This window comes from Psychroflexus planctonicus, assembly GCF_014640195.1.
In the GTDB taxonomy this organism is placed as follows: Bacteria; Bacteroidota; Bacteroidia; order Flavobacteriales; family Flavobacteriaceae; genus Psychroflexus; species Psychroflexus planctonicus.
Window position 1 is genome coordinate 67,276 of record NZ_BMGM01000007.1, and the last position, 13,877, is coordinate 81,152.

The 13,877-nt window shown below is 35.2% G+C and carries 13 protein-coding genes; 3 read left to right on the top strand and 10 right to left on the bottom strand.

What is annotated here, in order from left to right; genetic code table 11:
- Positions 1–114: 114 nt before the first annotated feature.
- Complete coding sequence (locus IEV72_RS08765) at positions 115–2,091, top strand: alpha-ketoacid dehydrogenase subunit alpha/beta (RefSeq protein ID WP_188458724.1); 1,977 nt, start codon at positions 115–117, stop codon at positions 2,089–2,091.
- A gap of 137 nt (positions 2,092–2,228) precedes the next feature.
- Here the strand turns inward: IEV72_RS08765 and IEV72_RS08770 are convergent, their stop codons facing one another.
- The 6 genes from IEV72_RS08770 to IEV72_RS08795 form a co-directional block, all read right to left on the bottom strand.
- Positions 2,229–3,101: an aldo/keto reductase gene (locus IEV72_RS08770; protein WP_188458725.1), complete on the bottom strand. Its 873-nt coding sequence runs from the start codon at positions 3,099–3,101 to the stop codon at positions 2,229–2,231.
- Positions 3,102–3,152: 51 nt separating this feature from the next.
- Positions 3,153–3,899, bottom strand: coding sequence for a heavy-metal-associated domain-containing protein (locus IEV72_RS08775; RefSeq protein WP_188458726.1), 747 nt, complete (start codon positions 3,897–3,899; stop codon positions 3,153–3,155).
- 37 nt (positions 3,900–3,936) lie between these two features.
- Positions 3,937–4,176, bottom strand: coding sequence for a hypothetical protein (locus tag IEV72_RS08780; protein WP_188458727.1), 240 nt, complete (start codon positions 4,174–4,176; stop codon positions 3,937–3,939).
- 168 nt (positions 4,177–4,344) lie between these two features.
- Positions 4,345–5,022, bottom strand: coding sequence for a 16S rRNA (cytidine(1402)-2'-O)-methyltransferase (gene rsmI / locus IEV72_RS08785; protein ID WP_188458728.1), 678 nt, complete (start codon positions 5,020–5,022; stop codon positions 4,345–4,347).
- A gap of 1,257 nt (positions 5,023–6,279) precedes the next feature.
- Positions 6,280–6,993 carry a phosphoglycerol geranylgeranyltransferase gene (locus tag IEV72_RS08790; RefSeq protein WP_229731849.1) on the bottom strand — a complete coding sequence of 238 codons (714 nt, stop codon included), beginning with the start codon at positions 6,991–6,993 and terminating at the stop codon, positions 6,280–6,282.
- Entirely contained in the window at positions 6,974–7,606 is a 633-nt protein-coding gene (locus IEV72_RS08795) for a 4'-phosphopantetheinyl transferase family protein (RefSeq protein ID WP_188458729.1), read from the bottom strand. Before IEV72_RS08795 ends, IEV72_RS08790 begins: the two co-directional genes overlap by 20 nt.
- 55 nt (positions 7,607–7,661) lie before the next feature.
- On the opposite strand from IEV72_RS08795, the gene ahcY reads away from it, so the two are divergent.
- On the top strand, positions 7,662–8,978 hold the full coding sequence (ahcY, locus tag IEV72_RS08800) for an adenosylhomocysteinase (RefSeq protein ID WP_188458730.1): 1,317 nt from the start codon (positions 7,662–7,664) through the stop codon (positions 8,976–8,978).
- A 50-nt stretch (positions 8,979–9,028) separates the two neighbouring features.
- Here the strand turns inward: ahcY and IEV72_RS08805 are convergent, their stop codons facing one another.
- From IEV72_RS08805 to bioA, 3 genes are read right to left on the bottom strand one after another with little or no spacing between them, the layout of a single operon-like run.
- Positions 9,029–9,301, bottom strand: a complete 273-nt coding sequence (locus tag IEV72_RS08805; RefSeq protein ID WP_188458731.1) for a hypothetical protein — start codon at positions 9,299–9,301, stop codon at positions 9,029–9,031.
- Between the two features lies 1 nt (position 9,302).
- Entirely contained in the window at positions 9,303–9,800 is a 498-nt protein-coding gene (locus IEV72_RS08810) for a CIA30 family protein (protein WP_229731851.1), read from the bottom strand.
- A gap of 35 nt (positions 9,801–9,835) precedes the next feature.
- Entirely contained in the window at positions 9,836–11,140 is a 1,305-nt protein-coding gene (gene bioA, locus IEV72_RS08815) for an adenosylmethionine--8-amino-7-oxononanoate transaminase (protein WP_188458733.1), read from the bottom strand.
- Between the two features lie 126 nt (positions 11,141–11,266).
- Between bioA and IEV72_RS08820 the strand changes: the two genes are divergently transcribed.
- Positions 11,267–11,575: a hypothetical protein gene (locus IEV72_RS08820; RefSeq protein WP_188458734.1), complete on the top strand. Its 309-nt coding sequence runs from the start codon at positions 11,267–11,269 to the stop codon at positions 11,573–11,575.
- A gap of 252 nt (positions 11,576–11,827) precedes the next feature.
- Here IEV72_RS08820 and IEV72_RS08825 read toward each other — a convergent pair whose 3' ends face one another.
- A complete protein-coding gene (locus IEV72_RS08825; RefSeq protein ID WP_188458735.1) occupies positions 11,828–13,687 on the bottom strand; it encodes a T9SS type B sorting domain-containing protein in 1,860 nt (619 codons plus the stop codon).
- Positions 13,688–13,877 lie beyond the last annotated feature (190 nt).

Below are 13,877 nucleotides of genomic sequence, written 5' to 3' on the forward strand. Positions count from 1 at the left end.
GACTTGTGCCCATTTACAGGTATTAAATTCCTAACTAAAAGCTTGTAGTTTGCAAGCTTTACAACTCAAATTTACAAGAATTAATGTATTTTTGAGTTATTGTAAACTACCTATATGAATTTTGAATCAACACAACTTACCAAAGAAAATTACCTCGATTTATACCAAGCCATTCTTAAACCCCGACTGATTGAAAACAAGATGTTGGTTTTGCTACGCCAAGGAAAAATATCCAAATGGTTTTCTGGAATTGGCCAAGAAGCCATTGCCGTTGGCGTAACCAAAGCTTTGCAAAACGATGAATACATCTTGCCTATGCATCGCAATTTGGGTGTTTTTACTACTCGCGAAATTCCCTTGTATCGTTTGTTTTCCCAATGGCAAGGCAAAGCCAACGGATTTACAAAAGGCCGCGACCGTAGTTTCCATTTTGGCACACAAGAATTTAAAATCGTTGGGATGATCTCGCATTTAGGACCTCAACTAGGTGTTGCAGACGGAATTGCTTTAGCACATAAATTGCGTAAAGAAAATAAAGTCACCGCGGTTTTTACTGGTGAAGGCGGAACTAGCGAAGGCGATTTTCACGAAGCTTTAAACATTGCTTCTGTTTGGCAACTTCCCGTTTTGTTTTGTGTAGAAAACAATGGCTACGGACTTTCCACACCTGTGAGCGAGCAATTTAATTGCGAACATATTGCCGATAAAGGAATAGGTTACGGAATGGAAGCACACATCATCGATGGAAATAATATTGTAGAAGTATTTGAAAAAGTAAGCGCTCTAGCTGAAGATGTTCGAAAAAACCCAAGACCTATTTTATTGGAATTTAAAACCTTTAGACGTCGTGGTCATGAAGAAGCCAGCGGAACAAAATACGTACCAGAAGATTTAATGCAATATTGGAAAGAAAAAGACCCTGTTACCAATTTTGAAGCTTTTTTAGAAGAAAAACAAATCTTAAGTCCTAAAGAAAAAGCCAAGTTTTCAAAAAATATAATCGAAGAAATAAAAGAAAATCTACAATTGGCTTTTGATGAAGCTCCAATTGAAGCCCAATTGGATAGGGAACTAAAAGACGTATACCAAGTTTTTGATGAAGAAGTAGTCCAGCCCAATTCTGAAACCAAAGAATTGCGCTTTGTAGATGCTATTTCGGAAGGCTTGCGCCAATCTATGCAAAAACATAATAATTTGGTCATCATGGGTCAAGATGTTGCTGAGTATGGTGGCGTTTTTAAAATAACAGAAGGTTTTGTAGAAGAATTTGGAAAAGAACGATTAAGAAATACACCCATTTGCGAATCGGCTGTTATTTCAGCGGCAATGGGACTTTCTATTAACCAAACCAAGTCTGTAGTAGAATTGCAATTTGGCGATTTTGTGACTTCTGGTTTTAATCCTATTGTAAATTATTTAGCCAAAGTACATTACCGTTGGAACCAAAATGCAGACGTAGTTTTACGTATGCCTTGCGGCGCTGGTGTAGGTGCGGGACCATTTCACTCGCAAACCAACGAAGCTTGGTTTACCAAAACACCCGGTTTAAAAGTGGTTTATCCTGCATTTCCAAGCGATGCCAAAGGATTACTCGCCAGTGCTATCAACGACCCAAACCCGGTTTTGTTTTTTGAGCACAAAGCATTGTACCGAAGCATCCGAGAAGAAGTGCCTACCGATTATTACACCTTACCTATCGGAAAAGCTAAATTGCTAAAAAGCGGTACACAAATTAGCATTATTACTTACGGAGCTGGCGTGCATTGGGCTTTGGAGTTTGCAGAGCAACATCCAGAAATTTCTGCCGATGTGTTGGATTTACGCAGTTTATGTCCACTAGATGAAGAAGCCATTTTTGAAAGTGTACGCAAAACTGGAAAAGTTGTATTGCTTCAAGAAGACACGCTATTTGGTGGCATCATGTCTGATATTTCGGCATTGATTTGCGAAAACTGCTTTGAACATTTAGATGCACCCATTAAACGTGTAGGAAGTCTACCCACACCAGTTCCTTTTGCAGCTGCTTTAGAAAAACAATTTTTAGCGAAAAATCAATTGGAAAAAGCAATTATGAATTTGATGGCGTACTAAATAAATTTTGATTTTAGCATATTCGATTTTAGATTTCAGATTTTATGAATTCAAAAGGCTTTGCGTCTTAGCGAACCTGTCTCTCGGCAGAAAAGTTTGCGGTGAAAAGAAATAAAAAGTAAATATTTTCCAATAAACTAATCCACTTGTTTTCCACGGGCTGCTTCCAACAATGCAAACCAATCTTGTACGTCTATTTTGATTTCGTTTGTTTGCTTGGCGGCTTGCATTCTTTTAGGGTTAGTTGTTCCTACTACAGGAATAATTTTACTGGGATGTTTCCGCAACCACGCTAGCAAAATTTGATCTTCAGTAGCTTCATATTTAGCTGCCATTTTTTGAACGGTATTTTTCAATTCAGCTGAAGCTTCCTTAAAGAAATTTCCCAAAGGGTTCCAAGCCATAGGTTGAATTTGGTGCAATTGCATGTAATCTAACAATCCGTTGGTCAAGCTTTCAGAATGCGTTATGGAAATTTGAATTTGATTGTATTCAATTTGTAAAGCTTGTTGAAGCAAAGCCAGTTGTTGCATATTGAAATTGGAAACGCCAAAACTTTTTATTTTCCCTTCTTGAAGCAATTGCTGAACAGCAGATTGTACTTCTTCTACATCTAATAACGGACTTGGTCGGTGTAATAAAAACACGTCTAAGTAATCGGTTTGTAAATGCTGAAGCGATTGCTCGACAGACCGAATAAGGTAAGCAGCATCGTATTGATAATGCTTCACTTTATTGGTTCTGAAGCTATCCATTTGGATACCACATTTGGAAATGAGCTGAAACGAATCGCGTTTTAGTTTCATTTCAGCCAAGGCGTTTCCAAATTCAGCTTCTGTGGTGTAGCCACCATAAATATCGGCATGATCAAAAGTAGTGATGCCAGAAGCCATACAAGATTCTATCTGTTGTTGGTAAGCTTGTTTAGAAAAGTTAGCGCCCCACTTTCCCCAAGTCATGCAACCTTGAATGGGTGTAGAGAGTTTTAATTGTTTGTTGTTTTGTTTCATTTAATGTCGATTAAAATTACCTTATATGTTCATTTGTATGTTGTAAACGATTTACATAATCAACATTATAACCGACATTACAATCATGATAGTATTTTCAGTAAACGTTGCTTCGGTCATGGGTAAATTTAGTGCTGTTCCTAAACACGCGCATTTTATTTTTCGTTTGGAGAATAAGGATTGACTTACGCCAACTGTTGTAATTCCTAAGATAATTAAGGTGGCGATTAAAGCGATGTCTGTTTGAAACCGGAATAGGAAAAACAGACCCAAAGCGGTTTCTAAAAAAGGATAAATCCAAGCGTAGGCAGGAAGTATTTTGGCCAAGGGGTCGTACATTTTGAAAGAACTCGGAAATCCTTTATAATCTAAAAATTTGAAAAAACTGAAAACGATGAAAAACAGGCCCATAAAGTCGAACATCCAATCGGATATATTGAAGTCTGCCCAGTTTATAAGTATCGATGCTGCTGTGATGTAAAAGAAAATCAAAAACAAAGGCTGCAATTGTTTTAGTTTAGATTGTTCTTCTGGTATTGGTTCTGCTTCAACTGGAGATGATTCTTTTTTTGTAGTGTGTTTTTCATCTGAAACATTTTTTGGAGAAATGCTGTATTTATCTCCAATGGCTTCTTGTAAAGTTTCCAAACTAACTTCTTGGTGAAATCTAATTTCAGCTTGTTCTTTTTCTAAGCTTACATTAGCTTCATCTACGGTTACCAATTTTTGCAAAGCTTCTTCTACGTGAGCTTTACAACCTTGGCAAGTCATTCCTTTTACGCTATATTCTTTTTGCATGGTTTTGTTTTTAAGTTTTTGTAATTAACTGAACTTATCAGTCTTTATACACTTGTCCGCGGTGTGGTTTTAAGGCATCCCGAACGGAAATGAGTTGTGGTTTTTCAACCACCATAAAAGCAATATAATGAAAATCGCTGACTTTTTCGCATCCTGTGATGCGTAACTCCATGTCTTTCATTTGTAGAAAATCCTTCAAATGAATTTCATGATGCTCAGCGGTCTTTTCGGCTGCAGGACCTCTAAAATCCCAAATGAGTTTTATTTTTTCTTGCATGATTTTTTTGATTCTTGGATAAAATTAAATTTTAAGGCAGTATGTTAATCAAATAGTTTTAAAAAAGTCTTATTTCTCATTTCTAACAGCTTAGCGGTCTTTTGTCTTTTCTAATCCAATACTGTTTAAAATAAAGGAAAAATTACATTTAGTTTTTTTTAAAGAAAATCAAGATTTCGGTTTTCCTTCTACTACCAACACCAATTCGCCTTTGGGTGGATGTGCTTCAAAATGAGTGATTACCTCAGCCAAAGTTCCGCGTACATTTTCTTCATACAACTTTGTTAGTTCTCGAGCTACTGATATTTTTCGGTCTTCACCTAATTTTTCAGCTAAATGCTTCAAGGTTTTCGTCAGTTTGTAAGGCGATTCGTATAAAACCATAGTTCGCTCTTCTTCCGCTAACAAATCCAAACGTTTTTGTCTTCCTTTTTTGGGAGGAAGAAAACCTTCAAATACAAATTTATCGTTAGGTAATCCGCTATTTACCAAAGCCGGGACAAATGCTGTTGCGCCTGGCAAGCAGCTTATTGTAACATCGATTTCTATGCAAGCTCTAACCAATAAAAAACCGGGATCAGAAATGGCTGGTGTTCCTGCATCGGTAATCAATGCCATTGTTTTGCCTGCTTTCATTTCTGCTGCCAATCTTTCCACTAGCTTGTGTTCGTTGTGCATGTGGTGACTTTTCAACGGCGTTTCAATTGCATAATGTTTTAAGAGTTTACCACTAGTTCGGGTGTCTTCAGCTAAAATTAAATCGACTGACTTTAAGACATCTACCGCTCGAAACGTGATATCGCCTAAATTACCAATGGGCGTAGGAACTACAAAAAGTTGAGCCATGTGTTAGGTTTTATGCAAAGGTACGCAATGTAATTGATCCTTTTTTAGTTCTTAATAATTCTCGATATAAAGCCTCTCGCAAACCTGCCTAAGGCAAAAAAAAGATAGATTTTTTCATTAGAATAATTTTTGAAATTTCTATTTTCATCACTTTACTAATCTAAAAGCCGGCAAAGGCAGGGTCGCTAAGGCGCAAAGTTTTTTTCACGCAAAGTTTGCAAAGTTTTTCGCAGAGAACGCTGAGTTGTAATTAGTTTTATTAACACCCTTCTCCCGTATTTACAGTTAGAAATGTACACCCATCCCTAACCCTTCCATCCAAGGGAAGGGAACTTGTTAGAATTATTATTTTTACTTTCCCTTGATGGAAATGCCGAAAGGCAATGGGTGTTTTTATGTTTTAGTTTACACCCATCTCCATCTTCCCTTACTTCGACTACGCTCAGTACAGGAACAGGAAGAAGCTTGAATTGGTGCTATTTTAATGTACACCCTTCTCCCTTATTTCCAGTTAAAAATGAACACCCATCCCTAGCCCTTCACTCTAAGGGAAGGGAACTTGTTAGAATTATTATTTTTACTTTCCATTGAGGGAAATGCCGAAAGGCAATGGGTGTTTTTGTGTGTTGGTATACACCTGACTCCATCTTCATTTACTTCGGCTTAAGTTCAGCACAAGTTTGGGAAGAAGGGAGAATTATAATTAAATTGGAAAGTTGATTTTACATGAAATGAAATTTTTATAATTTCCAAAAACCGCTAATGACGCTCTTATAAAATATTGAAAATCTGTTTATTTTTTGAGCATCGAGCAAAGTCAAGATGTATTGTTCTCGATTTCGCTCGAACCTTAAACAAAAGGAGATTTGTCACTCTCATTAAGTGAAATTTAATCTTCCAAATGCTACTAACTATAATTTTATGTAATTTGTGTTTCCTAAAACTTCATTTAGGATTTTCGGGTTTTACTTTTAGTGAATGCTTTTGATTTAAAAATTTCCCTTGAGGGAAATGCCGAAAGGCAATGGGTGTTTTTGTGAATTTGTTTACACTCTTCCTTTACTTCAATTTAGCTCAGCATAAACTAGGCAAGAAGCTTAAATTGGTGTTATTTTAATGTACACCCATCTCCCGTCTTCCCTTACTTCGACTACACTCAGCACAGGCACGGGAAGAAGCTTAAATTCTAACTAAAATTAAAAAATTTCCCTTGAAGGAAATACCGAAAAGGCAAAGTATGTTTTTACATATTCTTTTTCACTCTTCAAAAGCTGTTCCCATCACCACTATATCGGCGCCGGATTGATATGCTGCTTCACGTTGTGCTAACGTTTTGATTCCACCACCTACGATTAACGGAATATGTATTGCTTTTTTTACAGCAGCAATCACTTCCAGTGGTACAGGCTGTTTTGCTCCGCTTCCGGCTTCTAAGTAAATGAGTTGTTTTCCCATAAATTGTCCTGCCAAGGCGGTTTTTACAATTTGTCTAACTTCGGTGGGTGGGATAGGCTGGGTTTTACTGACATTGACAACGGCTGTTTCGCAACCACCATCTACCAAAATATAGGCAGTAGGAATAATTTCTAAATTGGATTTTTCCAGGAAATCGACTGCTTTTATTTGTTGCTCAATCAAATATTCTGGATTTCTACCCGAAAGTAAACTCAAAAACAAAACGGCATCTGCTTCGTTGGTCAATTGCGAATAATCACCCGGAAACAATACAATAGGCAAGTTTGTAAACGCCTTTAAGTTAGCCACTACTTTTTGTGTTTTTCCGGCTCCTACTTGGCTTCCACCGACCAATAAATAAGAAGTGTTTTGTGGTATTTTCTTTAAAAAATCAGCTGGCTTTTCAGTGAAATCTTCGGGGTCGATTAATACCGCCAACTGATTTTTATGTTGTTGAATATGTTTCAACAAACTTATAGATGTAGTTAAACTATTTTCAAGCATCTTTAAAGGCATAAACTAAGGTAAATCCTTCAAATTCTAGAAAATGAAGTACATATTCTTTTTTAATCCTATTGTAGGTTACTTCAGCAGTGGTTTCACAAGCTTCAAAATTAAAGTCTTTCACAAAAATATCATGCAAAAACAACAATCCTTGCTTGCCATATAATTTGTAAAGCGATTCTTTTGCGCCCCAAACTATGGTGAGTTTTCTTATTAAATCTTCGCCATGTCCCAAAGCAGTATATTCTTCAATAGGCGTAAATTTAGGTGCTATTTTTTTAATTTTATCCCGTTGTTTTTCCACATCAATACCCACAACAACATTACTAACAATTACAGTCGTAAATTGAAAAGAATGCGAAATAGAAATGTGCTTACCATCCTTTAAATGGGGTTTTCCATTTGCATCGTACAACACATCTTCATCTTGGTAACCAAAAGCCTTCAACAAATGACGAATACTCATAAAACCACGCCGGTGAAGGTCTGATTTCATATTATTGATTCGGTTTTGCGAATTGGCCGACAAGCGTATTCCTTTAGCCAATTCATCAAAAGATTCTTCTACCTTCCAAATCAAGACTTTGGTATGTTCATTAACTGTTATTGTTTTATAAACAGGCATTAAAATAGTAGGTTTATGCTTAGTTTTGCAGCAAATTTAGACAAAAATACAGACTATGAGTAAAGATACCGTACCTTATGTGCCTTACAAAGTAAAAGATATTTCTTTAGCCGATTGGGGAAGAAAAGAAATTGAATTAGCTGAAGCAGAAATGCCAGGATTAATGGCGCTTCGCGAACAATATGGAAAAGAAAAACCACTAAAAGGAGCTCGAATTGCCGGCTGCTTGCACATGACTATTCAAACTGCGGTTTTAATTGAAACTTTAGTAGAATTAGGTGCTGATGTAACTTGGAGTTCATGTAATATCTATTCTACCCAAGATCAGGCTGCGGCTGCTATTGCTGCTGCTGGAGTTCCTGTGTATGCATGGAAAGGAATGACGGAAGAAGAATTCAATTGGTGTATTGAACAAACTTTATTTTTTGGTGAAGACCGAAAGCCACTCAACATGATTTTAGATGATGGTGGCGATTTAACCAATATGGTTTTTGATGAATATCCCGAATTAGCAGAAGGCATTCGTGGACTTTCAGAAGAAACCACCACAGGCGTTCACCGTTTGTACGAACGCATGAAAAAAGGAACTTTGGTCATGCCGGCTATCAATGTAAACGATTCGGTTACCAAATCTAAATTCGATAATAAATACGGTTGTAGAGAAAGCGCAGTAGATGCCATTAGACGTGCCACCGATACCATGTTGGCTGGAAAACGCGTGGTAGTTTGTGGTTATGGTGATGTAGGTAAAGGTACAGCCGCATCTTTCCGCGGAGCAGGTTCGATTGTTACCGTAACTGAAATCGATCCGATTTGTGCTTTACAAGCTGCTATGGATGGTTTTGAAGTAAAACGTTTAGAAACCGTAGTAGCCAATGCAGACATTGTAATCACCACCACAGGAAACCGCGATATTGTTCGTGGAGAACACTTTAAAGCCATGCGCGACAAAGTGATTGTATGTAACATCGGGCATTTTGATAACGAAATTGATGTGGCTTGGTTAAAACAAAACTATGGCAATACGCACGTGGAAATCAAACCACAAGTAGATAAATATACTATTGATGGTAAAGATGTAATTTTACTAGCACAAGGTAGATTAGTAAACTTGGGTTGCGCCACTGGCCACCCGAGTTTTGTAATGAGTAACTCCTTTACCAACCAAACTTTAGCACAAATGGAGTTGTGGAACAACAAGGACCAATACGAAAACAAAGTGTATATGCTTCCAAAGCATTTGGATGAAAAAGTAGCTGAATTACACTTAAGCCGTGTTGGCGCAGAACTCACCAAACTAAAACAAGACCAAGCCGAATACATCGGTGTGGAAGTAGAAGGACCGTTTAAGCCAGAATATTATCGATATTAATTAATTCATACTATTTGATTGTAAAAATCCTCGCCTTTTGGTGGGGATTTTTACTTTTTTTCTACTTTCTTCTTATAAATGTATTCATTCATTAGCCAAGTAATTCCAGCATAGGTAAACCCACCCACAAAAATCATCACTATGCCAGTAATTATGAATTGGTCTATTTCAATAGATTGTTCTTGATTATAATTAAGCCAAATTAAATTGAACACGGTCATGATAATTCCAAAACCCAAACCATGGGTTAATGCGTATTTCTTGAAACCAGATTCTTTGGTTTTTTTCCAGTTTTTCATAAATTTTTCATCACTTTTTTTCATCTTACTGAATTGAAATGTGGTCTATAATGAGTTTAAAATCTTCTTCTTTTTTATTGCCTATTAAAAATGCTATTTCATAAATAGTAGTAAAGTCAAAATTAGGTATATCGAGTTTTCTACCGCGAAATTGTGGGTAAAAATCACTTAGTTCCAGTTTAATTTCTTGCCATTCGCCATTGGTTTTAAATTCCTGCACATAAGATTGTGATTGCTTTTGATTGGCTTTTAGTCTGAATTGGTAATTTTTTCCATCGCCTTTTAATTTTAAAACTACATGGGTAAAATTACGCACATTTTCAAATTGATTGTTATGTCTTACCGAAGCAAAACCTCCGTTATTGGCTAAGGAAACATGGCCTTTAAAAACACCGTGTCCATTTTCTGAAATCCCTAAATCACTTGTAGATTTTCCGCCCATAACACCATCGTTTACGATTTGCCATGAAGATGGATTGGTGTCAGCAGTAAAATGGAATAAACTTGTAGATTGTATACTCATTGATAAACATATTAATAGTGTATATAATTTCATAATTAGTGAATTACTTCTTCTAAGCATGCTAAAATAGCATCATAAATTTGCTGCATTTCTTCTTTCTGAATAACATAAGGAGCTAAGATATAAATAGTATTTCCCAAAGGCCTTAAAAACACGCCGCGATCCATAAAAAATTGATACAATTCATTTCTTAAATTGCCATAGCGCTCCATTTTTACGGCTAAGTCTACTGCTAAAATCACTCCTATTTGACGAACTTCTGCAACCTTTGGATGCTGTTTTAATTGCGTAGCAAAAGACTGATGCCAAGAAATAATGTCTTTAATTTGCTGCTGAATTTCGTCTGACTGCAACAACTTAATGGAAGCTAATGCGGCTGCACAAGCCAAGGGATTTCCGGTATAGGTATGACCGTGGAACAAACCTTTGGAAACATCATCGTCGTAAAATGCATCGTAGATTTTTTGCGTACAACTGGTAATTCCCATCGGGACCATTCCTGCTGAAAGTGCCTTACTTAGGCAAAGTACATCGGGTGAAACTTGTAAATACTGTGAAGCAAAATTCTTTCCTGTTTTACCAAAACCCGTCATCACTTCATCGGCAATACAAATAATATCATTGAGTTTACAAAGCTTCAAAATGTCTTCTAAACCTGCTTTAGAGTAGGTTTTCATTGCAGCTGCTCCTTGCACCAAAGGTTCGTAAATAAAGCCTGCAATATCATATTCTTCAATCCAAGCTTTTAGCAACTTCAGTACTTCTTCATTATTGTAGCCAACCGGTTTGGGTAAGCGAATGACTTCAATAAAATGTTCTTCAAAAGCGCCATTGTACACCGAAAGTCCAGAAACAGACATGGCGCCAAAAGTATCGCCATGAAAACCTTCTTCCAAAGCCATCATGACGTTGCGTTTATTTCCTTTATTGTGATGGTATTGCAAAGCCATTTTCATTCCCACTTCGGTAGCTGTTGAACCATTGTCGTTAAAGAACAATTTGGCTTGATTGTGTGGTAAGATTTCTAATAATTTTTCAGCTAACTCAACAGCAGGTTCATGCGTAAAACCACTAAATACAATCTGATCTAGTTTTTCCATTTGTTTGCTTACTGCTTTCCTTATTTTAGGGTTACAGTGACCGTACATGCTGGTGTACCAAGATGCAATTCCGTCTATATAACGGTTCCCATCTTCATCTTCTAACCAAACGCCTTTTGCTTTTTTAATAGCTTTTAATGAAGCGGCCGTTTTATGTTGGGTTAGTGGATGCCAAATTACTTCCTGATCTCTTTCAGAAAGACTTTTACCAAAGCGAATATTTTTGCCTAGAAATTTCATATTTATAAAAATACAAATTTAATAAAGCCTAATTGGGCTATCTAATTCCTGTTCACAAATTAATAAGAATTAATATTGAATCTAAAAATCTCAAGCATTTTTTACGTAGTTTAATAAAGTAAATTGATGGAGGCAAGTTGTAAACATATTCAAATCCTGAGTACTAGGTATCCACATCGATTATTTAAGCAATACATACTAAATGCAGAAGATGTATTGAAGTTATGCCAATTTTTAAAAAATGAATTCAGAGACTTAACAAACTTAAAAATTGAATCTTCTACTTGCCAAATAAGCATTGTATTTCATTCGAAATCAACCAGTATTTCTGATGTATGGACAGCTTTGCATCTTTATTTGAAAATACCTTATCTAGATTCGGCACGCTTTCTGTATGTGAAAAATGAAATTGATTTAGCTAATAATCAAACATAATATTAGATCTCCTGTATTATAGGTACAAGGTAAAAATACTATTTTGGTAAGGATGGATTAAGAGTTGATAAAACAAATTTCCAACGATGGCTAACTGTCCATCTAGATTTGCTTTATGAAGATGTGGAAAATGATTTTGTAATCTTGTATTAGCTATACATTTGCTGTTTTATAACTAAGTATTACATTATTTGGCTTATAGAAATTTCAGCAAAAAGGCTCAAAACTAAGAAGTAAACTAAGATTCTAATTTTATCTTTTTAAAGTAATGTTACCGGTTTTTTTCTCTCCATACTTACTGGTAAACAAAAACCAATAATCATTTGTAGGAAGCATTTTCCCCTTATACATTCCATTCCAGCCAGGATCGTAGTAAGGGTTAAAATCGAAAAGTAGTTTTCCGAATCTATCGAATATTTTTATGTTCGATTCTTTCTTCACCTTTTCAGAAATTCCACTTATATTCCAATAATCGTTGTATCCATCGTTATTTGGTGTAAAAAAATTTGGAAAAGATATGCTTGCTAAAGATTCATTATTCCTAAAACAGTCAGTTTTTATATAAAAATTTGAAATAGAAAAACATCCTTTTGCATCTATAACCTTGACAAAAATTTCTTTAATAAAATCTTCTAAGTAGTATAGGTTAGAAATTTCATTGTTGCCTAAATTAGCATCGTCATAAGACAAAAAATAAGATACAGATAAATTAGTATCGCCTAGCGTAATATGGTCTTCTATATCATTTAAATCGAAATAGCCAATGTTTCCATCAAAATAGCAAACATCCAAAATTGTGGGAGAATCTATTGTAGACATGGGAAGTACTTCTGGAGCTGCTTCATTAAAAATCTGAAATTTTTCATAAACATAGCAGCCACTATCATTCTTTTCTACCCTAACAAAAATATTTTCGATATTTGCGATACTTTGGTATTGTATGTCTATCGGTACAGCTTCAGGGTTTATTTCAGGATCTATATTGTAATAGTTAAAGGATAAATTATCATTGCTATTAACTTGCATTTGATTAGAAACTTGATTGAAATCGAAAATATTGTAAGTACTGTTTAAACAAAGTTTTAAATCTTCTGGCTCATTGATATTTGGATATGCAGTTATATTAATTTGAACGGGGAAAACATCAAAAAAACCAGTTAAAGCATCTTCTATTCTTACATAAAAAATTTGGTTGTATCCTTCATTAAATGTCCAATCTCCATCAATTGGGTCTATATTATTTTGAGCATTATTCATGCTAAGGTGAGTTGATGTATTAAATTGTACCGCTTCATGTAAGCCAGCAGCTCCATACCATTCGTCTTCAGGGTTTTCGTTTATTACAACATCTGTAAATGTAAAAGTTTCAACGTCAATTTCGTATAATTTTTCATTTGTAACACCATATAGTTTGCCTAATTCTGAAGCCAAGCCGTAGGTTTTATCTGGAATCTGACCTAAGTCTATATGAGAAACATAATTGTTATTATCGTCTAAGGTTACTTCATAAAGTCTATAATTTGATAATTTCCAAGCGATATACATTTTATCGTTCAACAAAACAAAATCGCCTCCAGAGGTACCAAATTCAAAGTTATGCCAAACTTCGCTATCTATAGTATCATCATCAAAATTTAATTCTGTCCGGTAAACATTTGATGAATTACCATATCCATAATACAGGTAACCTAAATCATCAAAAGACAATGAATTAATTTGAAAGAAATAATTTATGTACATGGGAAAATATTCGCAATTTTCTTCTGATCTTAAAATATTACCAAAACAAAGGAAAATTTCTTTATCTAAATCAACTGCAATATCGGTTAAAGGATAACCTAAAGCGCACAAAATACTAATGTTTGGGTTTGTTGATGGAGAATCGATTTCTATAATATTTCCATCCGAAGTTGATATTAAAATTTGTTCTTTGTAATAATCTTCTGTTTCTCCTATATTTTGAAGTACATATTTTTCAATTTCATCAATTCCTAATGTTATAGAGCCTGATTCGTTACAAATGTTAATTTCAAAATTTTGCGCAAAGAGGGTGTTAAAGTTGAAAAAAATTAAGGTAAATATTTTTAAAAAGCGGATTGATTGAACAGTCATATTATTAATCGGTTTAGTGAAATTAATTGATTATTTGCTATGAAATGAATAATAGGTGTCCCTTGTTCATTGACGAATATCTAATCATTTACTAGGATTATCTGCTAAATTAAATGTTTTTTACTTTTAAATCAATTATGGTTTTTCTTTCAATATATACAAACTAAGTATAATTATTGTAAGTGGATTA